The 24,346-nt window shown below is 54.4% G+C and carries 20 protein-coding genes, 1 pseudogene and 1 riboswitch; of the genes and pseudogenes, 11 read left to right on the top strand and 10 right to left on the bottom strand.

What is annotated here, in order from left to right; genetic code table 11:
- Nucleotides 1-92: 92 nt before the first annotated feature.
- From M4I36_RS15230 to M4I36_RS15195, 8 genes and pseudogenes are all read right to left on the bottom strand, one after another.
- Nucleotides 93-1,742: an AMP-binding protein gene (locus tag M4I36_RS15230; RefSeq protein WP_258112611.1), complete on the bottom strand. Its 1,650-nt coding sequence runs from the start codon at nucleotides 1,740-1,742 to the stop codon at nucleotides 93-95.
- 2 nt (nucleotides 1,743-1,744) lie between these two features.
- Entirely contained in the window at nucleotides 1,745-3,433 is a 1,689-nt protein-coding gene (locus M4I36_RS15225) for a class I adenylate-forming enzyme family protein (RefSeq protein ID WP_258112610.1), read from the bottom strand.
- Between the two features lie 475 nt (nucleotides 3,434-3,908).
- Nucleotides 3,909-4,193, bottom strand: coding sequence for a hypothetical protein (locus M4I36_RS15220; protein WP_258112609.1), 285 nt, complete (start codon nucleotides 4,191-4,193; stop codon nucleotides 3,909-3,911).
- A 45-nt stretch (nucleotides 4,194-4,238) separates the two neighbouring features.
- On the bottom strand, nucleotides 4,239-5,129 hold the full coding sequence (locus M4I36_RS15215) for a LysR family transcriptional regulator (RefSeq protein WP_258112608.1): 891 nt from the start codon (nucleotides 5,127-5,129) through the stop codon (nucleotides 4,239-4,241).
- Between the two features lie 16 nt (nucleotides 5,130-5,145).
- On the bottom strand, nucleotides 5,146-5,928 hold the full coding sequence (locus tag M4I36_RS15210; RefSeq protein WP_258112607.1) for a thiazole synthase: 783 nt from the start codon (nucleotides 5,926-5,928) through the stop codon (nucleotides 5,146-5,148).
- A gap of 94 nt (nucleotides 5,929-6,022) precedes the next feature.
- Nucleotides 6,023-6,229: a sulfur carrier protein ThiS gene (gene thiS, locus M4I36_RS15205; protein WP_258112606.1), complete on the bottom strand. Its 207-nt coding sequence runs from the start codon at nucleotides 6,227-6,229 to the stop codon at nucleotides 6,023-6,025.
- Complete coding sequence (gene thiO / locus M4I36_RS15200; RefSeq protein WP_258112605.1) at nucleotides 6,229-7,353, bottom strand: glycine oxidase ThiO; 1,125 nt, start codon at nucleotides 7,351-7,353, stop codon at nucleotides 6,229-6,231. Before thiO ends, thiS begins: the two co-directional genes overlap by 1 nt.
- Nucleotides 7,350-8,051: pseudogene (locus M4I36_RS15195) on the bottom strand (thiamine phosphate synthase). Before M4I36_RS15195 ends, thiO begins: the two are co-directional and overlap by 4 nt.
- Nucleotides 8,052-8,340: 289 nt before the next feature.
- A riboswitch (TPP riboswitch) is annotated at nucleotides 8,341-8,441 on the top strand.
- A 143-nt stretch (nucleotides 8,442-8,584) separates the two neighbouring features.
- Here M4I36_RS15195 and thiD point away from each other — a divergent pair.
- Both thiD and M4I36_RS15185 read left to right on the top strand, forming a co-directional pair.
- A complete protein-coding gene (thiD, locus tag M4I36_RS15190) occupies nucleotides 8,585-9,511 on the top strand; it encodes a bifunctional hydroxymethylpyrimidine kinase/phosphomethylpyrimidine kinase (protein WP_258112652.1) in 927 nt (308 codons plus the stop codon).
- 351 nt (nucleotides 9,512-9,862) lie between these two features.
- A complete protein-coding gene (locus M4I36_RS15185; RefSeq protein WP_258112604.1) occupies nucleotides 9,863-11,137 on the top strand; it encodes an MFS transporter in 1,275 nt (424 codons plus the stop codon).
- Nucleotides 11,138-11,176: 39 nt separating this feature from the next.
- Here M4I36_RS15185 and M4I36_RS15180 read toward each other — a convergent pair whose 3' ends face one another.
- The gene (locus M4I36_RS15180) at nucleotides 11,177-11,656 is read right to left on the bottom strand and encodes a DinB family protein (protein WP_258112603.1); all 480 of its coding nucleotides are present in this window, start codon (nucleotides 11,654-11,656) and stop codon (nucleotides 11,177-11,179) included.
- Nucleotides 11,657-11,760: 104 nt separating this feature from the next.
- Between M4I36_RS15180 and M4I36_RS15175 the strand changes: the two genes are divergently transcribed.
- Both M4I36_RS15175 and M4I36_RS15170 read left to right on the top strand, forming a co-directional pair.
- Nucleotides 11,761-12,543 (top strand): dioxygenase family protein, encoded by a 783-nt coding sequence (locus M4I36_RS15175; RefSeq protein ID WP_258112602.1) that lies wholly within the window; start codon nucleotides 11,761-11,763, stop codon nucleotides 12,541-12,543.
- Nucleotides 12,544-12,644: 101 nt separating this feature from the next.
- Nucleotides 12,645-13,472, top strand: a complete 828-nt coding sequence (locus M4I36_RS15170) for an undecaprenyl-diphosphate phosphatase (protein WP_258112601.1) — start codon at nucleotides 12,645-12,647, stop codon at nucleotides 13,470-13,472.
- Between the two features lie 29 nt (nucleotides 13,473-13,501).
- Here the strand turns inward: M4I36_RS15170 and M4I36_RS15165 are convergent, their stop codons facing one another.
- Nucleotides 13,502-14,167: a GntR family transcriptional regulator gene (locus M4I36_RS15165; protein WP_258112600.1), complete on the bottom strand. Its 666-nt coding sequence runs from the start codon at nucleotides 14,165-14,167 to the stop codon at nucleotides 13,502-13,504.
- 206 nt (nucleotides 14,168-14,373) lie between these two features.
- On the opposite strand from M4I36_RS15165, the gene M4I36_RS15160 reads away from it, so the two are divergent.
- The 7 genes from M4I36_RS15160 (at nucleotide 14,374) to M4I36_RS15130 (ending at nucleotide 24,293) form a co-directional block, all read left to right on the top strand.
- Nucleotides 14,374-15,573: a CaiB/BaiF CoA transferase family protein gene (locus M4I36_RS15160; RefSeq protein ID WP_258112599.1), complete on the top strand. Its 1,200-nt coding sequence runs from the start codon at nucleotides 14,374-14,376 to the stop codon at nucleotides 15,571-15,573.
- Nucleotides 15,574-15,620: 47 nt separating this feature from the next.
- Nucleotides 15,621-16,562: a hydroxymethylglutaryl-CoA lyase gene (locus M4I36_RS15155; RefSeq protein ID WP_258112598.1), complete on the top strand. Its 942-nt coding sequence runs from the start codon at nucleotides 15,621-15,623 to the stop codon at nucleotides 16,560-16,562.
- Nucleotides 16,555-17,223, top strand: coding sequence for an isochorismatase family protein (locus M4I36_RS15150; protein WP_258112597.1), 669 nt, complete (start codon nucleotides 16,555-16,557; stop codon nucleotides 17,221-17,223). The genes M4I36_RS15155 and M4I36_RS15150 overlap by 8 nt, the downstream gene beginning before the upstream one ends.
- Nucleotides 17,224-19,284, top strand: a complete 2,061-nt coding sequence (locus M4I36_RS15145; RefSeq protein WP_258112596.1) for a hydantoinase/oxoprolinase family protein — start codon at nucleotides 17,224-17,226, stop codon at nucleotides 19,282-19,284. It begins immediately after the preceding gene.
- 64 nt (nucleotides 19,285-19,348) lie between these two features.
- Nucleotides 19,349-21,127, top strand: coding sequence for a hydantoinase B/oxoprolinase family protein (locus tag M4I36_RS15140; protein WP_258112595.1), 1,779 nt, complete (start codon nucleotides 19,349-19,351; stop codon nucleotides 21,125-21,127).
- 188 nt (nucleotides 21,128-21,315) lie between these two features.
- Entirely contained in the window at nucleotides 21,316-22,317 is a 1,002-nt protein-coding gene (locus tag M4I36_RS15135) for a Gfo/Idh/MocA family protein (protein ID WP_258112594.1), read from the top strand.
- 65 nt (nucleotides 22,318-22,382) lie between these two features.
- Entirely contained in the window at nucleotides 22,383-24,293 is a 1,911-nt protein-coding gene (locus M4I36_RS15130) for a DUF2264 domain-containing protein (protein ID WP_258112593.1), read from the top strand.
- Nucleotides 24,294-24,346 lie beyond the last annotated feature (53 nt).

The following is a 24,346-nucleotide window of genomic DNA, read 5'->3' as shown; positions in this document are numbered from 1 at the left end:
TCCATATGAAATTGAGATAAACCGCCCGCAGCGAACGGTCGCTGCGGGCGGTTTCAGTGGTTTGACGGGACCGACGTGACCGCATATTTCGGTCAAGCGTGTGGATGTGTTGCGCTCGACTTGAATTCCTGTTGCAGTCTCTCGCGGAGGACGTATTTTTGGACTTTGCCGCTCGGGGTGCGCGGGAAGTCGGTGACAACCTCCAACCGTTCTGGCCAGTCTTGTTGAGAAACACCGCGACCGCGCAAGAACTCTCGCATTTTGTCGATGGTGAATGGTGTTGTGCCAGCTTTCTGGCTGACGAAGGCACAAGCACGTTCTCCTTCGCTCTCGTCCCGCCCCGGCATGGCGACTACTTGCGCGACGGCAATGTCGGGATGTTCGTGGAGCAAGTTCTCGAGGAGTGTCACCGGAACCTCTCGACCTTGGTGGCGGATGATGTCGCTGCTGCGCCCGGCGAGACGGATGTAGCCATCCTCGTCCATAACAGCGCGATCGCCCGTCTTAAACCAATCTCCGACATGCTGCTCGCGTGTGTAGTCAAGCCGCTTAAGATAACCTACAAACATCGCCGGACCGCGGCACCACAAATCGCCTTCCACCCCGGCTGGACACTCTGTGCCATCTGGGTGAACTACGAGCAATTCCATCCCCTTGCAGGGAGCTCCGGAAGTCTCTGTCAGCTTCTCCACACTGTCGTCGAGGAACGTCAATGTCACCAAACCATTTTCGGACTGTCCCCAGCCTGCCAAGATACGGCACGGCAGTTTCTCTGCGGCTTCGCGAACCAGTGCAGGCGGAACGGGTGCTCCGGCCGTACAAAACACGCGGAAGGACGATAAGTCACGGTTCTCAATGCCTTCCACGTGGACGGCATCATAGAGATATGGAGTGGCCGCCATGGTGATGGAGACGCCATCTTGTTCGATATGGCGGATAAATTCGACTGGGTTCCAGATGTCCTGATAAATGGCGGTGCAACCAGCATGGACCTGAATGCGCGCGCCGTAGAGGAAACCCGTCTGGTGGGCGAACGTAGACGCCATAAAGACGACATCTTCCGGCGTGATGTTCAGTCGTTCAATGAAATACTCTGTGGACACGCAAAGCGAGTTGTGCGTATGCATGACGCCCTTGGGATCTCCGGTGGTACCGGAGGTGAATACGAGTTCGGTCACGTCGTTTGGATGAAGTTCGATCCGGTCTAGCTCTGCGCGCTCCTCCTCTGTTGCGTCGACTTCAAGCAAAGTCGTGAATGCCTTCATGCCTGGTGGAATACGTTCGCCGACCACGAGGACGTGCTCCAGTTGAGGCCAGTTGGGTCGCAGCCGCTCGACCATCTCTGGAAAGTCAAATCCAGCGAATTGGTCGGGGATGACGAAAACCTTAGAGTCAGCCATTTTCACCATGTAGCTTATCTCTTTGTCTCGATAGATGGGGATAAGCGGATTGCTAATGGCGCCAATGCGTGTCACCGCAAAATGTAGTAGCACAAATTCGTTCCAGTTGGGAAGTTGAAATGACACGACATCGCCTTTGCCTACGCCTAGTTGTTGCAGTCCCATAGCCATTGTGTCGACCGTTTTCGCCAGATTGGCAAATGTATATTCCGAGCGGTGGTCTCGGATGGCGACTTTGTCTGGAAAGCGTGCAGAAGCGTCTTTTAAGTAGTCGATGATGGTTTTGTTCGGCCAAATATGCTGATATTTTTCTTCTAATTCCCTAGTTAGGAGTGTTTCCATGGTTAGCGGTCCCCTTTCGCTTCAGTTCGGTCGTCCACACTCGTCGTGCGCATCACGTCATGCAGAATTTTTCTTAGCGTGGAAATTGGGATGGGCCCGTCGGCTGAAGTCACACGGTCGGATAGACTGACCACTTCGTCGGGCATCTGAAATTTGGCCAAACCCTCTGCGGTCAGAAATTGAATCAATTCGGCTCGAGACGGCACGGATGCCAGAGGCGCCGGAAGGACTCCGAGCGCAGTTCTCTGTCCAAGAGTAGAATCTGCGACGGACACGAGCACGCTCTGATCAATGCACGGGTGGCGATTGCAGGCGTCTTCCACCGTTCGAGGGTCAATTTTCGCGCCGCCGCGGTTAATGATGTTGTCGCGCCTGCCACGAAATCGGTAGCGTCCCTCGGCGTCTTTGGAAAACAAGTCACCCGAGTGAAACCAACCTTCCGCATCCCATTTTTCACTGGCCGATGAAGCATCGCCGTAATATCCGGCTGCAAAACTCGGGCTTTTGCAGAGCATCTCGCCGACCGATGATGGGTCTTCAGGGAGAGGATTGCCAGCTTCGTCGACCAACCGAATCTCGGTGCCGGGAATGGGTCTGCCGACGGTCGTGCTGATGGCGTCTGGAGAATCCGTGAGTTCCGTCGAGCAAGCAAGGAAGCCTTCGCTCCAGCCGAACAGACCGCCAACAATCCACCCAGTGTCCGATTGCAACTTTGCCAGAACTTCTGGTGGGACAGGTGCACCAGCGTAGAAGTAGATGCGCACTGAGGATGTATTCGTTTCAGTCAACTGCGGATGTTCGGCAAGATGAATCAAATGCGGGGGTGCACCTACCAAGTATCTCGGAGCCTCATTCTCAATCAGACGGAGGGCGCGAGATGCGGCGAATCGTTCGAGGAGAACAATGCGTCCGCCGGAAGCAATCGGCATGAGTACTCCTACCAACATTCCTGTTAGGTGGTAGATGGGCGCCATGTCCAAAGTGGCTTCGCCAACTTGGAGGCCAAAGCGTTGGCAGTAAGCGTTGGCAGCATACACGGAGTTGCCATGCAGATGGACAATGCCGCGCGGCTGACCCGTGGTGCCAGCTGTGAAGAGCATGACAAACGGATCGACCGGGGTGGGGCGCCGCGTCTGTGACTCTTCAGGGTCCAACTGTACGCCACCATCACGGAGTTCTTCAAAGTGCAGTACCGTACCGTCGGCCATGTTCGCCTCTCCGAGGACGATGATGTGTTGTAATTCTGGCAGATGCTCTCGCATTTTGAGCGCATGTTCGAGAATCGGCTCACCACGATAATTGGACACACACATCCAGACTTTCGCCCCGGATGTGGACAGGCTTTGACGGGTCATGTCCGGTCCCAAATCCGTTTGCAGGAGAACGGCCACTGCTCCAATCCGGACAATGGCGAAGAGCGCAATCAGATAATCGAGTGTGCTCGGGAACTGAATGACGACACGGTCCCCCTTGTTCACCCCAAGTTTGACGAGAGTGGCGGCCACCGACTCCGATGCGCCCCACCACGCTTGATGGGTGAGCGTCCGTTCGTCGTCTCGGTGCGTAAGTTCCGGGTGTTGCAAAACGTTCTGTTCGAAGATGTCGAGCCATGTCTGTTGCGACCAGGTTCCAGAGTCTAGGTAACGCCGTGCTGTCGATTCAGACAACACCCTTCCAGGGAATTGCGACATGCTCTACCTCCTCTGCCGCATAGGACGAAGAATGAAATGCACAGAAAACAACTGGCATTGTCGCTTTCATCTGTGTGCGGGGCCGATGGTTGTCCGAAAATTATGGCGGAATGATGACATTATGACTACAATGATAACGATAGCACCTGTAAGGTGGACGTGCAATTTTATCAACGGCGTTTTGCTAGGCCGAACTTCTAGGTCAGAACATGCTGATTGTGTGTACAGAATCCTCTCTTTCTCAGTCGGAAAGAAGTTGAGAGACAAGATTGAGACAAAATTGAGACGCACAGTGGATGAAGGTCAAATATAATGAAGGCAATTCGGTTGCAAACGTTCCTCCTTGGCCAGCGTCATGAGACGTACTCCACAAGGAGAGTGACGTTGCTGAAGTGACGGATGGGTGTGTGGGGTATAAGGGGTATATACAGGGCGCAGTGAAGACCGCTTAGATGCGGCAGTCACTGCGCCATCGTCAATTTTTTCGGCTTTGCTGCTGGTTCGCTTGTTGTAGATGCTCTTGCGCTTCGCGATAAGCCGCATGCGCCTCCGCGAGCGCTTTCTCATTGTCTGTCTGAGCCGCGCCGTCCAGCCCGTGGTATGCGTGCTGCAAGGATTGTTCTGCCTGTTTGAGCATCGTGTCTGATGGGTGAGACTCAGCCTGCTTTGCCGCATGCAGCGCATTCTGAACGGCACCTTGCGCGTCCCTGAGTGGGCTCTGGTCTTGACGGCTTTCCTCCATCCTGTCATGACGATTCATAAGACGTGACCTCCCTCTCTGATACTGTCCCGGTTTCTCACGCTTTTATTCCTCATCCTGCTCTTCTGGCCCGGATGAATGCGGTGCAATCGCATGGAGAAAGGCGTCAGTGAGCTCGGTCTGCTTCGGCACGCGCCGCGTCACCACGTGGAACTCACGGCGATAGTTGAGGTCGGCTACCACTTGGATGCGGCCCTGACGTACCGCCTGTGCAGCTTCCCACGAAGATATCACTGCCAATCCCAGACCAGCGGCCACGAAGTCGAGTACCAAAGTCGACGAATTCAGCCGCGCCACGACATTCAATCGTTCCGTGTCTACACCGAGGTCGGCCAATGCCTGTTTGGCGGCAGCTCCAGTGCCGGACCCGTCTTCGCGCAACAAGAATGGAGACAATCGCCAGTCGTCATGGAGGTTGTACGATGCGCTTGCCACCACAACCAGACGGTCCGAGGCTAACGGCGTGCGAACGAGATCGGCAGAATGAGGTTCAATACCCACAAATGCGATATCAATTTCGCTTTGCAACAAGGCGTCAAGGGTTCTCTGCGAGTCTTCCACTTGGACTCGAAGCGTGACATGCGGGTGAACGGCATGAAACTGCTGTAGGTGGGACAGGAGAAGATGTCTTGCTGGCGTTGTGGATGATCCGATAGAAAGCGTGCCCTGCAGGCTTTCGAAGTAGGGCTTGCAGGCGAGGGTCAGTTTTGTCCATTCGGCCAGAATCTGAGTCGCGGTATGGTAGGCCTCACGGCCTGCATCGGTCAGCGAGATACCGTTGTCGTCGCGGTTGAACAGCGGTACGCCAAGGTCTTGCTCGAGGCGCCGGATTTGCTTGCTGACTGCAGGTTGTGTGAGTCCAAGCGACAGCGCAGCGACCGTGAACGACTTCGCATCGCAGACTTTGACAAAGGCGTTGAGATAACGCAAATCCATGACAACGTCGATCCTCCTAGAGGGTTGAACCAATGAGACCTGTCGCAGGGCTGCTTGGAGAGGCAGTTGTGGCGCGCGGGATGCGTCCTGCGAGATAGGCTAAGCGGCCTGCTTCTACGCCCATCGCCATGGCTCTCGCCATTTGAATCGGATTCTCAGATTTTGCGATAGCAGTGTTGATGAGTACCGCATCTGCGCCGAGTTCCATGGCCAATGCAGCATCGGATGGGGCACCAATGCCAGCGTCGATGACGACAGGGACGCGTCCTGCCACCATATCAATAATCCGTTTTAGTCGTTCTGGGTGGGGTAGGCCCTGTCCGGTGCCAATGGCAGACCCAAATGGCATCACGGTGGCGCAGCCAACTTCAAGTAAGCGTCGGGCTACGTGGTGGTCATCGGACGTGTACGGCAAGACGACGAACCCTTCTTTGACCAACGCTTCTGCTGCTTCTACGGTTGCAACGGGGTCGGGCAGCAGTGTACCGTCGTCCGGGATGACTTCGAGTTTCACCCAGTTGGACAGCCCTGCAGCACGCGCCAGGTGAGCGGTGCGAATGGCTTCGTCTGCGGTCTTGCAGCCAGCCGTGTTCGGCAACAGAAAGTATCGATGGACATCCACATAGGACAGTAAGGACTCCTCACGTTCTTCGAGATTGACACGGCGAACAGCGACGGTGACAATCTCCGCTCCAGACTCATCTAGTGCTGCTTTCATTTCGTGGAACGTGGTGTACTTGCCTGTACCGACCATCAGTCTTGACCGAAAACTGCGACCGGCAATCGTCAACTTCTCCAAGAGCGATTCCTCCTACTATAATCGTTCATTTTTTCCTCTATGAGACTATATGGCATGTTGATACAGTCGAGCATTGGAGGGAATCAAGTCCTTATCAGCCTCCACCGACAAAGCGGACGATTTCCAGTGCGTCCCCGGACTTTAGAGTGATGCTGGGGAATTGTGTTGCTTCCAGGATGATTCGGTTGTGTTCGACGGCAATTCGTTCATTTGCCAGGTCAAGTTGTTTGATGAGTTGCTCGACCGTGGTGTTGGCGTCAATCCATCTCGCTTTGCCATTGATGTTGACGTTCACGTCCATCAGATAGTCACCTCGCCTTCATGAGACACTCTTGCTGGATGGAATGCCTGCCAATGAACTGGCCACGGTCGACGCTCAATGGAGTCGAGCAGCATGTTGGCTGTTACAGGGGCAAGCAGAATCCCGTTTCGAAAATGGCCGACCGCTACATGAAGCTGAGGAGACTCGGCGAGTTCGCCAATCCATGGGTGCGCATCTTCCGACCCGGGCCGATGTCCAATCCAACTCCGCACAAAGACGGCATCGGACAGTCCGGGAGCCACCTGTTGTGCGGAGTCTAAGAGATATTGGACGGCGTCCGCGCGCACGTCGCGATTGAAGCCTGCTTCCTTGTCCTCAGTCGCTCCAACAACAATGGTTCCGTCTCGCTTTGGCACTAGGTAGGTGTGATGATGGAAGATGGTGCGCTGTAGCGTCGCACGGCGCGGACGAATGGATAGAAGTTGGCCTTTAACAGGTCGGATTCGCCCGGTGAGAGATGGTAGTAAATGGGGTGCCCAAGCGCCTGTCGCCACCACAACGGTCCTAGTCACGTATTTCTCACTGTGCGTGGAGACCGTATAGTCAAGCGAATTGTGAGTGACGATGGAAATGGCTTCGGCACCTTCCAAAACCGTGCATGTTCTCTTTACTGCCAGAGACAGTGCCCGGATGAGAAGGGGCGCATGAATGTTGCCGTCATCCGGCAGATATAACGCTCCAAAGTTTCTTGCGACGAGCGGTTCACTCTCATATACCTCGCGGCTACTCAGAAACTGGGCGCGCCCACCGGCCTGGATTTGCCATTCCATGCGCCGTTGTAAAGCATGGGCTTCGGTTTCCGTGAGTGCAAGTTGGTAAATTCCGTTGTGGTTCAACTGAGCATCGACACCCGTTTCTTCACGCAACTCGTCGACGTAGTTCTGATAAAGAGACCGACTTTCCAAGCACAATTGAAAAAATGGACCTGGACTGGAGGTCTCCAATTGAGCCCCGAGCATGCCAGCGGCGGCACTGGACGCTTCCGCACCAGTACGATCTCGCTCCAATAACAGCACCCGTCGACCTGTCCCTGCGAGACGCCAAGCACTGCTCATACCAATCACGCCGCCACCAATGACAATCACGTCGAACGCGTCAGTCATGGCACAATTCCTCCATTTCGTTGGTCCAATCTGCGACGACTCCACGTAAAGGGAATCTTAGGTACTGCTCGTGAATGATCGATGAGTTCTTTCAACGTCCTGGTTGCATCGAAAGGGTTTGTCGCGTTCAGCACAGAGCCAATCACGGCCACTCCGCTACAGTTCGTATCCAGAACAGAAGCAAGGTTAAATCGGTCAATCCCTCCGATGGCGATAACTGGAATGGACAGTGCCTCAACCACTTTTCGGAGCGCAGTCAGACCGCGAGGGGGTATCCCTGGATGAGACTCGCTGGCATAGATGTGTCCGAAGGTGACATAGTCTGCGCCGGACTGCTCAGCGGCTAGAGCTTCCTCTAGGCTGTGTACAGAGCAACCAATTTACCCATACCAATTGGCCTGCCGCCTGAGTTGGTCGACGACATGAATAGGCAGAGATTTTGCTGCTAGATGGACTCCTGAGACATTTGCCGCCAAAGCAACGTCGACGCGGTCATTGACAAAGAGTGCAGGCGAACTTTGTCTGTGCATGAGATGCCCCAACAACTCCATGACGAAGGAGTAGGTCTCCGCCACCGGGGCTTTCTTTTCTCGAATCTGAATCACATCGGCGCCGCCTTCGGCTGCAAGTAAAAGTGCCTCGAGAAGCGGTGTCTGATGCCGAGTTCTATCACTGATGACGTGCAAGACTGCGCGCATATCTCACCTCAACAAAAAAGCCGCACCTAATAAATTAGGGACGGCGGGTTTCCAATCTAAACCCAACAAACGACACCTTGCTTTGGTTGATTGCATCGGTTTTTTATTTGGATTCAGCATTGGCCAACATTGAAATTCTTACAGGCTATTGTGATCACGATTTGAGGCTATCACGTGTATGGTGATACCGTCAAGTTTCCTTTTCCCCTTCTCCGAAAATGCGCTTTATTGTATGTGCGGCCGCTATGTGCTCAATTTTATGACTCGTGATATATTGACTCTAACGCAATAGAGCCACTAGGGGAGCACGATGCTGAGACAGGAGATTCTCCTTGGACCCTTATACCTGATCTGGATAATACCAGCGTAGGGAAGTGGCGGAGGTTTGTGGGAACTCCCTCGAGAGTTCGGAACTTCCTGCCCCCTGGAGGCCTCTACATGGATAAGGAGGCTTTTTGTATGTGGTTTAGGAAGGAATTAAACACGCGTCTGGTTTCGTATGTCAAGAGCTTCACGAATGTTTGGGCGATATCATGATTCGAACCAACCAGGGCCATGTTGTTCGGGCGCTCACCATTGCTGGGTCGGACAGTGGCGGGGGTGCCGGAATTCAGGCGGACTTGAAAACCATGCATCAATTTCAGGTGTATGGAATGTCGGTGCTGACGTCGCTGACTGCACAAAATACCATTGGAGTACAGGGAATTTACGAAGTGAATCCGGATTTTGTTCGGCTGCAATTGGAGTCTGTCTACACCGATTTCGGTGTGGACGCTGTCAAAACCGGTATGCTCGCGAATGCTGGCATTATCCATACGGTCGCTGATTTTCTTCGGCACATCTGTGTGGAAAACCTTGTGGTCGATCCGGTGATGGTCGCGAAGGGTGGGGCTCCTCTGCTTCGTCAGGAGTCCGTGGCGACCCTCAAGGAAGAGCTTTTGCCTTTGACGATGGTCATTACCCCAAATGTTATGGAGACTGAAGCACTGTGCGGATATCCGATTCGCAATTTTGAAGACTGCCACCGCGCTGCCATCGACATTGCCGCTCTCGGCCCGCGGGCTGTGGTTATCAAGGGCGGTCACATGCCGCGAGAGTGGATGAAGAATACCTCGAATCTGGTCGTGGACCTGCTTTATGCAGAGGGTCAATTCACCTATTTTGCTGGCGAGAGAATGGACACGCACAAGACGCACGGGACTGGCTGTACGTTTTCGTCCGCGCTGACAGCCATGTTGGCTCGTGGTGCGTCGGTTTTGGACGCGATGAGTGCCGCGAAGGCATTCGTCCATGAAGCGGTGAGAGGTGCAGAAGCGTGGGATGTAGGTACAGGTCATGGTCCGACGGACCACTCGGCCCCGATTTCAGTAGGATTTAAGCCCGTTCCTTCGGCATTTTACATTTGGCAAGACAATCAAACTTGGCTTCCCTATCATGGCGCCGACCTTCCCTCGTTGTGACAGCCGATTGCCAAGAATTTGTTGCTGTGTTATGATGATCGTACTTTGCTTCACTAGGAGGTTGGGCAGTCGATGAGAGTCACACGTGGCTATGTTCTGTTTCATTCCATCCGTGTGTCTTCCATCGGCTTGTCCATACCTCGCGGTTAGTTCTATTCTCTGAACGCGAAGGCGCCACGGGCAAGTCGCCCCGTGGCGCCTTTTTGCGGTGCGCCCGGCATGCCGAATTTGCATGACCAACTCGGGGTCGACGAGCGAGTAGGCTCCTTGGCTGGAATCCGCCATGGTCCACCAGGAAGGTAACAGGATGGTACGGTTGGTTCACGCCTCAAATTCGGAAGGGAGACCATCATGCAATTCGGAAGATTGCATCGCAACATTCGCATTCGGGTCTTTGTGTTTTTTGCGTTTGGCATTGCACAAGCGACCACTCAGCCCTTCATGACGATCTATTTTGCCAAGCATTTTGGTGCTGGCCTGACGGGCATTCTATTGGCTGCGGGACTCATTTTAGCCCTTTTCTCCAGCGCTTATGGAGGATATGTTGCCGATGGGATTGGACGCAGACGCATCCTCCTCTATGCGGAGGCGACGTTCTTTTTGACCTATTTGGCCATGGCGGTCGCCAACAGTCCGTGGTATCACTCGGCGGTCATTACCTTTGTGGCATATATAATCGGAAATCTTTGCTGGGGCATTTACGGACCAGTGGATGATGCGATGATCCTCGACGTCACAGACTCAGATAGTCGCCGTTATGTGTTTTCCCTCTTCTATTGGATGATGAATTTAACCATGGCTATCGGTTCGTCGATTGGTGCTCTGTTTTTCAACGTAGACCGCTTTCTGCTCTTTGCAGTCATGGCCATCGTCGTTCTAGGGACGTGGTTTATCACGTACTTCTTCATCGCGGAAACGTATCATCCTCCAAAGACAACGGAACGCGGCAAGAGAGTTGGTGGGACGCGGCTAAACCTGTGGCAAAGTTACCGTCGCATTGCGATGGATAGACCGTTTTTGATCTATTTATTAGCGGGTACATTGGCGGCTACGGTGGAAAGTGAACTGCCAAACTACATCGGTGTTCATTTGGCCGATACGGTTCATCCGTATGCCTTGCACTTGTTGAAGTGGATTGTGCCGGTAGATGGTATTTCCATGGTCGGTTTTTTACAGACTGAGAACACTGTGTTGGTGGTTCTGCTCGCTTCCTTCGCGGTCAAATTGGCGCAAAAATTGCCGGATAAGACCACATTGTTGTTTGGGGTTGGTTTGAATGCTCTGGGGTTTGCACTTCAATGCGTGTTTTCAGCCCCGCTGGCTCTGGCTTTGGCAATGGCCGTGGCGACGTTTGGAGAAGTGTTGGCTGTGCCAGTGCGTCAATCGTACATGGGAGATTTGGCACCGCTCGAGGGACGAACTTCGTATCTGGCCGTCACCTCAATGACGTGGGGGATGGGTCGCGTTCTTGCATCGCTGAGCGTCACTATCGGGGCTCATGTGCCTGCCTTTGGAGTGGCCTCTCTACTTGTACTGTTTGGCGCGATTTCCTATCTTGGCTATGCCAGAGTGGCGCCTGTCGCCAGCGAACGCAGGCAGTTGACCGACGTGTCGAGTGGTGTTTAACTCGGCACGCCGGCATGCTGACTGTAGAAGGACGCATATTTAGATGGTGCGGCGGACGATGGGTGGCATTTTCTCCATGCCAAGCATGCGTCCGTAAACGAACAGCTGACCCTTGTGGTGAATTTCATGGTCTTTCATAATGCCGAGCAACGCGTGCGCCGGCAGGGGTTGCCCAAAGACCTGAGTGGTGTCAATCATCTTGTCGTAGGTCTCATCAGAGATACTGGCCAACTGGTCCTTCGTGCGGTTCGTAAAATCGTGCGTCGCGGCGCGCAATTCCGCGAGAGTGGTCGGTTTTGGCAATGCGTCCGGATTGGGGCGTGAAAAACTTCCATTCTGTATGGTGCTCGTGAACATGTCTGCTGCGACCAGCATATGTACAACCAACTCACGCAGAGACATAGCCCCGTCCCACGGCTTAAATTCAAGGGCGTGGTCGTCCGTCAGTCCGTCCAGTATGTCGGATGTGATGAGGCGATGGCGTAGCCAGGCATCAGCAAAAGGAGCTACTTTGGTCACGGTGTTTCCCCCTCAAGTCAATTTGCTTGCTATCTCAGAATACCACAAACCAAAGTCCTGTGATATAATCGAATAAACTATAAAATAGGATGTGACTATATTTAATGAAGCAACCCTCTCTTTTTCTCGCTCATGGCGCCCCGACTTTAGTCCTAGAACACAATCCATACACAGATTTTTTGCAGAATCGCCTGTCTGAGGAGATTTCACGACCGACAGCGATTGTCCTTTTTACGGCTCACTTTGAATCGCAGAAACAACTTGTGTCCAGCGTCTCAACGTACACAACCCTGTACGACTTTGTCGGATTCCCTCAGGAGTTATATCGCATTCAATATCCGGCGAAAGGCGACGTGCAACTGGCAGACCGGATTGTGCAGGCGTTTCGGACCGCAGGTGTGGAAGCCGCTCCGCAGACGTCCCGTGGGCTCGATCACGGTGCCTGGACAGTTCTTCGCTTAATGTACCCAGAGGCGGATATTCCTGTGGTTCAGCTCTCCGTCAATCCGCATCTGAGCAACGCCGCGCAGTATGCTATCGGCACAATTCTCGAACCGCTGCGAAACGATGGCATCCTGATTATTGGAAGCGGAGGAACGACGCATAATCTTCGTGCGCTGTCGTGGGATATGCCGCAAGGTCAATCGGCGCCATGGGTTGAGGAGTGGGAGAGTTGGCTTGGAGAAAAAGTTACGGCATGGGACATGGAGTCGCTCTTTGACTACGAGGACCGAGGACCGCATGCGAAGCGGGCGGTTCCGCGCAATGAGCATTTTATTCCACTGCTGCTCGCGATGGGTAGTGCTGACGGGGGGCGCCGCGCACAGCAAATGGTCCGCTTCGACGAATTTGGGTCGCTCGCTTTGACAGCATGGAAATTCTCGTAATCGACAGAACTTGCCTCCATTCGCTATAATCACTGGCAAGCGGTCTGTCCACACGGACTGTCTCACACTGCGGTTTCTATCGAAAGGATGAGCTTATCTTCATGCACGCCTCGCAAATTTACATCTACGCGCTGGTGCAAGGAATTACTGAGTTGTTTCCCATCAGCAGCGTGGGCCACGCGGTTATCTTGCCGTACCTGTTTCACTGGACTCACATTTCGGGCTCAAAAGTGTTTCTTCCGTTCATCGTGATGCTTCATCTGGGTACGGCACTGGCGCTCTTGATTTACTTCTGGCGTGACTGGGTAGACTTGATTTCCTCTCTGTGGCTGAAGAAGCCACGGGAGCGGCGCATTCTCGGGCTCATCGTAGTCGCCACGATACCTGCGGCGATTGTCGGGAAATTACTGCAGCACAAATTTGAAGAGCTCTTCCCAAACGCTCTGTCGGCCTCGCTTTTCCTCATTGTCAACGGATTTGTTCTTTTCTTAGCAGACCGTCTGCGTCGCCGTCGCACGACCAAAGAGGTGCCCCAAATCTCTTATGTGCAGAGCTTCTTTATCGGCCTGGTGCAAGCATTTGCGCTCATCCCGGGCTTCTCCAGGTCGGGCATCACGATGACCGCGGGTCTCGGCACGGGACTTTCCTATGAAGAGTCGGCGCGCTTTTCGTTCCTGCTGGCTACGCCCATCATTGCAGGCGCGGGCATTTTGGAAGTTCCGAAAATACTCAAGAGCCACTCGACACAGATGCTTCACCTAGGCTTGGTGGGTGGACTGCTCGCTGGAATCGTGGCCTTTCTCTCCACGGCGTTTTTGATGCGATACTTTCGTACCCATGAAGTCAAGGCGCTTCGACCGTTTGCCTGGTATTGCATTGGCGTTGGTGCAATCGTGGCCGTGATGGCGAGCTTTAACCTATATTTCTAGAGAGATTTCACACGCCTGTTGCGGATGGATTACGATGTTGAGGAGGGTGCGTCGGCGATGTGTTGCAGCACGCCGTCCCGCCCGTGATATATATGCGAAGCCATGATGGCGCGGGCGGCTTCCGCGTCACCGTTGCTGATGGCTTGAAACAGCATGCGGTGTTGCTGGACGGACTCTCGCAGTTCATTTTCGCTAAACCAATAAAAACCGTTGTATGTGACAGGCAGGGCCATGACGGTCTGTAAAAATTCCAAAATGTACTGATTGCCCGACAGCGTTGCCATCTGGTGATGGAACTTGCGATTGGCTTCGACCATCGCCAAGACGTTTTCGTCCGACTTTTGATGCAGTATTCGGTCCGCCATCTCTTCGCACTCTTTATTGGCTTCCGAAAGCCGCATGAGGCTTTCGGGGGCATGACACGCCTGTCCGGCTGCCAATGCTGCGGCATAAGATTCGACCTGCGCCCGCAGGTTGTAAGCATCGCGAACGTGGTCTGGTAGATACGTGCGGACGGTAACCCCTCGATTTTGGGCATGGATGAGCAATCCTTCCGATGTAAGACGACGGATAGCCTCGCGAATGGGCGTTCGACTCATTTGAAGTCGAAGCGCGAGTTGTTCTTCGAGCAATCTTTCCCCAGGCTTTAAATTTCCGCATAAAATATCACTTCTCAGCTGTTCGTACGCATTCATACGCATTCCCCTATCGGTATAGATCTGCTTCATTGTATACAAAAGAAACCCGAAGATACGCTCCCTCTTTTACAACAGTGCAATAAATTCTCGATATGCCGGCTTTTTTAAAATTCGGTAGCTATGTTCTCTTTTCTGAAAATAGGCATAATGATATGATTGTATACAATCAAGGCTAATTTGCACCGTGAGACAAGAAAGGGAGGATGACCTTGACCGGTGCACTGGAGAACATTCGGGTTCTGGAGATAGGAACCCTGCTTGCTGGCCCGCTCACCGGGAGATTTCTTGCCGATTTTGGCGCGGAAGTCATTAAAATTGAGCCTCCGGACCGAGAAGATCCGATGCGCAGATGGGGGCAGCAAGTGGATGGCGACGGATTGCTCTGGCCCATTCAGTCGCGCAATAAAAAATGTGTCACTCTGAATTTGCGGGAAGCGGCGGGACAACAAGTTTTCCTTGATTTGGTTCGCCACGCGGACGTCGTCCTGGAAAATTTCAGGCCAGGAACGCTTGAGAAGTGGGGACTGTCATACGATGCTTTGGCTGAGGTGAATCCCCGCGTCATTCTCCTGAGAACCAGCGGATTTGGACAGACCGGGCCATACAGCGAGCGGGCTGGTTTTGGTAGCGTGGGTGAAGCCATGGGGGGCATCCGCTACGTCACTGGATATCCAGACCGGCCCCCCACTCGCGTTGGCATCAGCATTGGCGACTCACTCGCAGCCCTCTTTTCGACGATTGGGTGCCTGACTGCATTGGAGGAGCGGCATCGGTCTGGGCGAGGCCAGGTCGTCGACACAGCCATTTACGAAGCGGTATTTGCACTGATGGAGGGTCTTGTTCCCGAATACGATTTGACGGGATACATTCGCGAACGGACAGGCAATGTTCTGCCGGGTGTGGCACCGGCGAACATCTACGCAACGAAGGATGGAAAGTACATTGTCATGGGAGCGAATGCGGACACCGTCTTTCGCAGATTAGCTGCTGCCATGAACAGGCCAGAATTGGCCGAGGATGAGCGATTTTCGACTCATGGTGCACGCGGGGCGAACATGGAAGTATTGGACCAAATCATTGAAGAGTGGACCAGAGAGCATGAGAGCGAACACGTGCTGTCGACCCTCGAGCAGTACGGCGTTCCAGCCGGGAAAATTTATAGCGCCAAGGATATTCTTGAAGACCCTCACTACTTGGCGCGGGACATGATTTTGTCGATGCAGCACGAGAAATTCGGAGCGTTTAAACTACCCGGCATTGTGCCAAAGTTGAGTCGAACACCGGGGGAAGTCAAGTGGCTTGGTCCAACCATCATGGGTTCGCACAATGACGAAATTTATGGTCAGTTGCTCGGCTACTCAGAGACGTTCCTAGAGGAGTTGAAGCGGGAAGGCATTGTTTAGCGGGAAGGCATTGTTTAGCGGGAAGTAGAGCGACGAGGTGGGGAGGTGTGAAACCGTTGGAGAAGGTGTTCATCAGGGAAGTCGGGCCCCGAGACGGGCTGCAAAATGAGCGACTTCACTGGACGACCGTCGACCGCGCAGAGTTTATTCGCAAACTGACCGATTGTGGAATTCAAAGCGTGGAAGCAGTGTCGTTTGTGAGTTCCAAAGTCGTGCCACAGATGGCCGGTGCGGAAGAGGTCATGGAAAACCTAGTTCGCCGGAGCGGCGTGGAGTACGTCGGTTTGGTACTGAACGCGACTGGGCTGCAGAGAGCCCTGGCTACACAGTTGGATACCGTCAATGTGGTTGTTGCCGTCTCAGACACATTCCAGCGCAAAAATGCTGGCAAGGGACGAGACGAAGCTCTTGCCGAGCTACTTCCTCTGGCGCGAGAAGCCGTATCCTCAGGACTGACTGTCGAGGCAACTCTCGGTACTGCTTTTGGGTGTCCGTTTGAGGGAGAGATAGAGACTAATACCGTCTGGGATGTGACGGAACGCTTGCTCGCAGTTGGAGTCAGCAGGGTCACTCTCGCCGATACCACAGGCATGGCACATCCGGCTCAGGTGGAGAGAGCATGTACCGTCTTTCAAAAAAAATTTGGACAGTTGCCGGGCCTTCATTTTCATAATACCAGAGGGCTTGGTATGGCCAATGTATACGCTGGCTATGTGGCTGGCGCACGTCGATTCGACGCATCGTTTGGCGGTCTCGGGGGTTGCCCCTTTGCTCCGCTCTCCGTGGGCAATGTGTGCACGGAAGACGTGGTCCATATGTTTGAGCAGATGGATGTGTCTACCGGGATCGACCTAGATCGATTGCTCAGCCTCGCGTCATGGGTGACATCCAAAGTGGAACACGAACTTCCTGGATACGTGTGGCGAGCAGGGCCTACCGAGCGAGCCAACGGACGAGAGGCGCCAAGAGAGGAGTCGTCCCATGTCTGATAACACTTCTGGCACTCCTGGGTTTGCAGGCAGTTCTGGGTATGGTCAACATCCAGCTGTGGTTGTGGTCGACTTCACCCGAGCGTTTACCCAACCGGGGTCTGACTTATCGAGCGACTACGCGTCTGAACTTGAGGCTACTCTGCGTCTGCTCGAGTTCGCACGCGAGAGGGGCTGGCCCATTTTTTTCACGACGGTTGAATACGAGTCACATTTTTTGGATGGGGGATATTTTCTGGAGAAAGTGCCGGCTTTGAAGCAGTTGGTCAAAGGTAGCGCACTGACGCAGTTAGATGAGCGTCTTCAGCGGCGTCCCGACTCGGAGCCACTGGTGGTGAAGAAATTTGCCAGTGCATTCTTCGGAACGCCCCTCGCTTCCATGCTCTCTCGCACCCGTGTGGATACTGTCCTTGTGACAGGATGCACAACGTCCGGATGCGTTCGGGCCACGGCAGTGGACGCCCTGCAATATGGCTACCGTGTGGTGGTAGCGAGCGATTGCGTAGGAGACAGAACGCCGTCTGCTCATGCGGCCAATCTGTTCGATCTAGCACAAAAATACGCAGATGTCGTGTCCTCCGTCCAGGTCATGGAGGTCTATCGACAAAGAGACGAAGACGGATTGAAAACATCGAATGGGGACATGAGGAGGGACTTTTGAATGTATCGTTTGGCGGTGGACGTAGGCGGAACTTTTACGGATGTCGTACTGCAAGATGAACAGAGTGGTCAAATTGTCGCTACAAAAGTGCCATCCACACCGGAAGACCAGTCTCGCGGGCTACTGGCGGGCATTCTCAAGATTTGTGCGGAAGCCCATGTGAACGTCTCCGACATCCGCACCATCGTGCACGGTATGACCGTGGCGACGAATGCCGTGTTAGAAGGCAAAGGTGCGAAAGTGGGACTCATCACCACGGCTGGATTCGAACAAATTCTGCATGTGGCGCGCTCGTGGACGCCAGCGCCCGTCACCGCGTGGATAGCATTTTTGAAGCCTGATCCGCTGGCAGATTTGGAACTCACGAGGGGCGCAAAAGAACGAATGACGGCGCGCGGGGAAGTTCACGTCGCGCTCGACGAGGCGTCGGTGCGTGAACAAATTTCCGAATTGTATGACGCCGGAGTAGAGAGTTTGACCGTCAGCCTCTTGAACTCTTATGCCAACCCGCAACATGAGCAGCGGATTCGAAGCATCGCGTTCGAGATTGACGCAAATATTCCGGTCTCCATTTCTTACGAGATTCTGCCGGAGTTTCGAGAATACGAACGGACTTTGACGACGGTCATGAATGCATACGTCCGCCCGGTGATGCAGCGCTATTTGCGGAACGTGGAAGCGCATTTGCAGAGCGAAGGACTCGGCAGCCGGGTGAGCATCGTTCGCTCCGACGGAGGGCTGATGAGCGTAGCTGCAGCAAGCGAGAGGCCAGTGCACACCATGCTCTCTGGTCCCTCCGGTGGGGTCACAGCGGCGGCTTCTATCGGCACAAGAACGGGATTTCGAAATGTTATTTCTTTCGATATGGGTGGTACTTCCACGGACGTGGCTTTGACGTATGACGGGCAGCCGCGCGTTTCAAGGGAAACGAAAGTCGGCGTGTTTCCCGTCAAATCACCCAGCCTAGAGGTGGTGAGCATTGGGGCCGGGGGCGGTTCCTTCGCGCATGTACCGCTGACGGGAGCGCTTCGAGTTGGGCCGCAAAGTGCCGGTGCTGTGCCTGGCCCCGCATGTTATGGCCGGGGAGGCGAGGAACCGACGGTTACGGATGCCAATGTGCTACTCGGCTATCTACCGCCGAGTCTCGTCGGCGGAGAAATGAAGTTGGACCCTGAGGCGGCGAAGACTTCTGTACTCCGCATTTCTGAAAAACTCGGCATTGACGTGTACCGTGCCGCCAAAGGCATCTACGATATCGTCAATGAGAACATGTACGGAGCACTGCGAGTCGTGTCTGTGGAGAAAGGGTACGACCCACGTCAGTTTGCTTTGCTGGCATTGGGCGGAGCGGGACCGCTGCATGCAAATGCCCTCGCGAATCTAGCGGGATCGTACCCAGTGGTCATTCCGCCCACTCCTGGAGTGCTCTCCGCGCTCGGATTCTTGGAGTCGGATGTGCGAAATGAGTTTTCTCGTACTTTTATTCAAACGCAGAGCCAAATGCATCTCGAGACGTTCATTGCAGAGTTGAAGGCGCTGTCCGAAGAGGCAGAGCGATGGCTGGAGGCGGAGCAGGTGGCCAAAGCTCTGCGCTCCGTGACACACGAGGTGGATGTACGCTACTTCCGGCAAGGCTTTGAAATTCCGCTGCAGGTTTCGGTTGATATGTTACAGCAAGAAGGGCTTGGCGTGCTCAAGCAAATGTTTGACGAGATTCACGAGCGTACCTACGGATTCAAAATGGACATGGAACTCGAAGTGGTCAATTTGCGAGCTGTGGCGGTCGGAAAGGTGACATCTCCGGTAGCGCCGATGCTTGCACTGTCGGACGAGGATGCATCTCACGCTCTGGTGGATGCGGAGCACGAAGCATACTTCGACGGAGAATTTCGGCGTACACCACTGTACGATAGGGCGCGCTTAGTACCTGGGAACCAAGTGGAGGGGCCTGCCATCGTCATCCAGAAGGACAGTACGACACTGGTGCTTCCGGGGTTTGTGGCAACGGTGGACGTGTTGAGTAACTTGGTGATAACCCCGGTATCGACCGTCGTGGAATAGGAGAAGACAGTGCCAACAGTGCTACAGATGGAGTGAGTTGACAATATGTGTGGGAGGGATTGGCATGGCGATGGATTCCATTACGGTGGACATTGTCGAGAACGCGCTCAAAAACATTAAAGACGAAATGGATGTGACCCTGTTTCGGTCGGCGATGTCTCCAGTCATTCGGGAGCAACACGACTGTTTTCCGATGATTACGGATGTCCACGGTCAAATGGTGGTTGGCAACTTTGGGTCGCATGTGCCGGAAGTCATTGCGCACTTTCCCGAGGGAGTGGCCGAAGGCGATGTCATTTTTCTAAGTGACCCGTACAGTTGTGGTGGGTCTATCTCGCATATCAACGACTGGATGATTATCATCCCAATCTTTTTTAGCTCACGCCTGGTCGGATACGCTTCGATGTTTGGACATGTGATGGACGTGGGTGGTCCTGTGCCGGCCAGTTTGCCCGTGACGGCAACCTCCATTTTTGGTGAAGGGGTGCGCTTTCCCCCTGTCAAACTCTATGAGCGAGGCAAGTTGAATGACGCGGTGCTGCGCATCATTCAAGCGAACACGCGGACTCCTCTAGAAAATTACAGCGACCTGATGGCACTTGTTGCGGCTTGCCGCACTGCCGAGAAGCGAGTCGTGGAATTGTGCGCACGATTTGGTCCAGACACTTACCAAGAGGCCCTTGATGAACTCCTTGCGCGCACCAATCGCATGATGCGTCAGTTGATTCAAGGGTTTTTACCGGAGCAACCCGTGTCTTTCGAAGATTACGTGGATGACGATGGGCTCGGCAATGGACCCTTTAAGATGAAGCTCAGCATCTGGCGAGAGGGAGACCAAGCTTTCTTTGACTGGACGGGAACCGATCCGCAGGCACAAGGCCCCATCAGCTACTACCTCAGCGACGCCATGTTCAAAATGTTCATTGGTGCCTTTCTCATTTCTGTGTTTGACCCGGCCATCATGTTCAATGATGGTTTTTACGACTTACTTCACGTCACGACCCCAGAAGGCAGTCTGCTCCGTCCCAACTTCCCGGCTGCTCTCGGTTGTCGGACGCATGTGCTGAGTCGCCTATTCGACGTGTTGAGTGGAGCTTTGTCGCTGAACACTCCGGAAAATAGTCCGGCTGCCGGTTACGGTACGAGTCCGTATTTCATCTACTCTGGAACGGATGCGGACGGTCGCGACTACCACTTAATGGAAGTCATGTACGGAGGGTTGCCGGGCCGACCGATTGGCGATGGTTTGGATGGTCACTCTTGGTGGCCTGCTTTCGTCAACATTCCTACCGAGTACTTAGAGACATACTATCCGCTCCGTGTGGAGTACTACCGAACGGGTATGGACTCGGGAGGAGCGGGACTTCACCGCGGTGGCAATTGCAACGAGAAACTCTATACGTGTCTCGCCGATGGTTTGGTGTCTATCCACGATGACCGGGCCAAACTTCAACCGTGGGGTATCAATGGAGGAGAGCCAGGTACATCCTCGTATAAAATTCTTATTCGCAGCGACGGAACCGTCGAACACTTGCCGTCGAAACTCGATGGTGTGGAGGTTCATAAAGGCGATCAGGTGCTGTTTGTGACGGGTGGCAGTGGTGGTTTTGGCGATCCGCTCGAACGCCACCCAGACCGCGTTCGTGCGGATGTGGCCCGGGGGCTTGTCAGTCGAGACAAGGCCGCCAAGTCGTATGGGGTTGTCTTTAAGCCTGGTACTACGGAGGTAGACGAGGTGGCGACCGAAGACCTGCGCCGGGATTTGCGAGAGACGCGCGGTGAGTTGGCCGCTTTTCAATTTGGGAATCGAGATGTCGTCGCCTCCTCCTCTGACACGATGTGACTGATTCTCTCGCATCGACCATGCGATGCATTCATCGGAACATTTGCCTCTTCGCGTGGGTGGAGGGTTCGAATGAGGGTTCTATCTCGGACGGAACCTCCACTCCCGGACCGGCCCGGCGCAGGAAAGACGCAAAAAAGTGGGACATGTATAATGAAAGGGCACGCGCCGGCAGAGGAGGGGTTCTCATGGTTCGAATTGCAATGCTCAGTTTTTGGCATGTGCATGCGAAAGACTACCGGAAACAGGCGTTGGAACATCCGCAGACGGAAGTAGTGGCAGTTTGGGATGAAGTTCCCGAACGAGGCAGGGAAGAGGCAAGTCGTCTCGGAGTTCCCTTCTATGACTCCCTGGACGAAGTATTGGCTCAGGACTTCGTGGATGCGGTCGTCGTCGATACGCCGACCAACTTACACCCAGACGTGATGATCCGCGCGGCAGAGGCGAAAAAACATATTTTTACTGAAAAAGTGCTCGCGCTCACTTTACACGACGCGAACCGCATTATCGCCAGTGTTCGTGCGGCAGGGGTACAGTTGATGGTCTCGTTACCAAGATTGAATGACGCGTATACCCTTACGTTTCAAGAAGTGGTGGACCGTGGTCTGCTTGGTACCATCAGTCAAGTGCGAGTGCGCTTGGCCCACGGTGGAGCTTCCGACGACTGGTTGCCCGCACATTTTTATGATTACGAGCAGTGCGGGGGTGGCGCCTTGACCGATTTGGGTTGCCATCCTCTTTATTTGACGAGGCTTTTGCTCGGTCTCCCAGACCGAGTATCGGCGCATTACGGGCGGATGCTCGGAAAAGCCGTGGAAGACAACGCGGTGTCGATTTTCCAGTATGCCAGTGGAGCTATCGGGATTGCTGAAACCGGATTTGTGTCGGGCAGTTCCCCGTTTACGATGGAAGTGCATGGAATGAGCGGATCCGCCGTCTACAGCCAAACGGATGGCTCAGGTTCTTCAGTCCGAGTGAAAAGTGCAGCTCATGGATTCGCAGAGTGGACGCCGTATCCGATGCGAGAAGCTAAACCGTCCGCCTTCCACCAGTGGGTGGAGAACATCGAAACGGGGCGAGACGCAGCAGAACAAAACGAGATAGCCGTCGATTTGACAAAGCTAGTCGAGGCGTCCAATTTGGCTGCGGTCGCTGGCCAGCCAGTAAGACTCACGGATTTGCGCCCTTGAGAGAGCCAAGGCACATGTTTCATCCGCTTTCATCCGCTGACGAGAAAAGGGGGAGGCATGGGGTGGTGCGCGAGAATCGACATTCCGTGGGAGAGGGCATCGAGGATGGCTGCGCTCCAAGGTCCTCTCGCATTTCACCTCGAATCGACATGCCCGCTGACAAGCGGCGCTTGGTGGCGCGCGTGAAGCAGTTCCTGGAACCGTTTCTCGCGCATCCGGAGATGCTTCAAACAGGGCTTTACGCATTGTCCGGGGGCGGCTCTGTCTATGCCCCTCGGATTCGCCACATGGAGACGTTTTTGCGCTTGCTCTGGGGCGTGGCACCGCTTGGCTGTGCACAGCCTGACGACGCGAGGTTGAACGTCTTTGTTGAGGGCGTGATTGCCGGAACTCATCCAGACAGTCCGCATTACTGGGGCGACATTGGCCCGTTTGATCAGCGCATGGTCGAAATGGCAGCTCTGGCCACGGCGCTGTTGTTGCATCCGGAGCGCTTCTGGGACACGCTGACGTCCCGACAGCAGCAGCATCTAGCCACTTGGCTCGGTCAAATCAACGACTACGAGATGCCCGCCACCAATTGGCTGTTTTTTCGCGTGCTGGTCAATGTTGCGCTCAAGCAGCGCAACTGCGCGTGGTCACCGCGGCACATGGAAGAGGCGCTGGATACGCTCGAACAATTGTATCTTGGAAACGGGTGGTACTGCGACGGGTTTGTCGACCAAATTGATTACTATGTTCCGATGGCCTTTCACTATTATTCGTTGATTTACGCCAAGTTTATGGCTTTGGACGATCCGCTACGTGCCGAGCGATTTTGTTCCCGTGCGCGCGAATTTGCGGCAAACTACGTCCACTGGTTTGCTTCGACGGGAGCGAGCATTCCCTTCGGACGGAGCCTGACCTATCGGTTCGCTCACGGGGCTTTCTTTTCGGCCTTGGTCTTTGCCGATGTCGAAGCGCTTCCCTGGGGTCAAATCAAACAGTTGCTGTTTCGTCACCTCGAGTACTGGGATGATACGGAGATGATCGGCGAGGGTGGGTACCTCACGGTCGGCTACAAGTACCCCAATGTCGTGATGGCGGAGGGCTATAATGCAGCGGGATCGCCCTACTGGGCTTTAAAAACATACCTGTTGTTGGCGGTGAACGACGCCCATCCGTTTTGGCAGGCCGAGCCACAACCCGTTGACTGCGCTCACGTACAGCTTCAACGCGAACCGCGAATGTTGGTCTGTCGCAGTCCTGAGGGAGACGAGGTGCAGGCGTTCACTGCCGGCCAACATTCGTCACAACACGCGCACGCGGATGCCAAGTATGAGAAATTTGTCTACTCCACAAGCTTTGCTTTCAGTGTTCCGAAAGGACGTCTCGCGTTGCGGCAAGGGGCATTTGACAACTGTTTGGCCGTTGCTGAAGCAGGCCGTGCGGTTCCTCTCTACGAATCGGCATATGGGCTCTCAGACGACACGGTTACGGAGCAGTTTGTGCGCCGAACATGGCAGCCGTGGCCAGATGTCACCATCACCACGTGGGTTGTTCCGCTGCTACCTTGGCACATTCGCGTCCATCGAGTGGTGTCGGGTCGACGCCTGCTGTTGGCAGACGGCGGATTTGCCCTGCCGAAATTTGAATCTACCGTCCACAACTTCGAGCGAGGACAGTTGGGGGTGCACCGTCAACTTGCGTCTGGCGTGGTCGACTATGGGAGCCATGCGGACTACACATGGGTCGAGGCGGAGCCGAACACGCATCTGTTGTTTCCGGCGACGGTGATTCCTATGCTAACGCAGGAATTCTCGATAGGAGACGGGACGCTGATTCATGGTTTTCTCGGTCAGCGCGTGTCGGATGCGTCTTTACCACCGGACCGCTTGTTGTCGTCCGCTCCCGAGGTGTGGCTGGTTGGGGATGTGCTGACTGTGCGTTCTTCGTCGGGAGAGTGGTCTGTCAATTTTGTCGAAACGTTGACGTAGACTGGTGTGGCGGACTCCCGGTGTTTACGTCCGGCGCGAGAAGCGATAGAATC

The organism is Alicyclobacillus sp. SP_1, assembly GCF_024706985.1.
Lineage (GTDB): Bacteria > Bacillota > Bacilli > Alicyclobacillales > Alicyclobacillaceae > Alicyclobacillus_I.
This window is presented reverse-complemented; position numbering and strand designations above follow the sequence as displayed.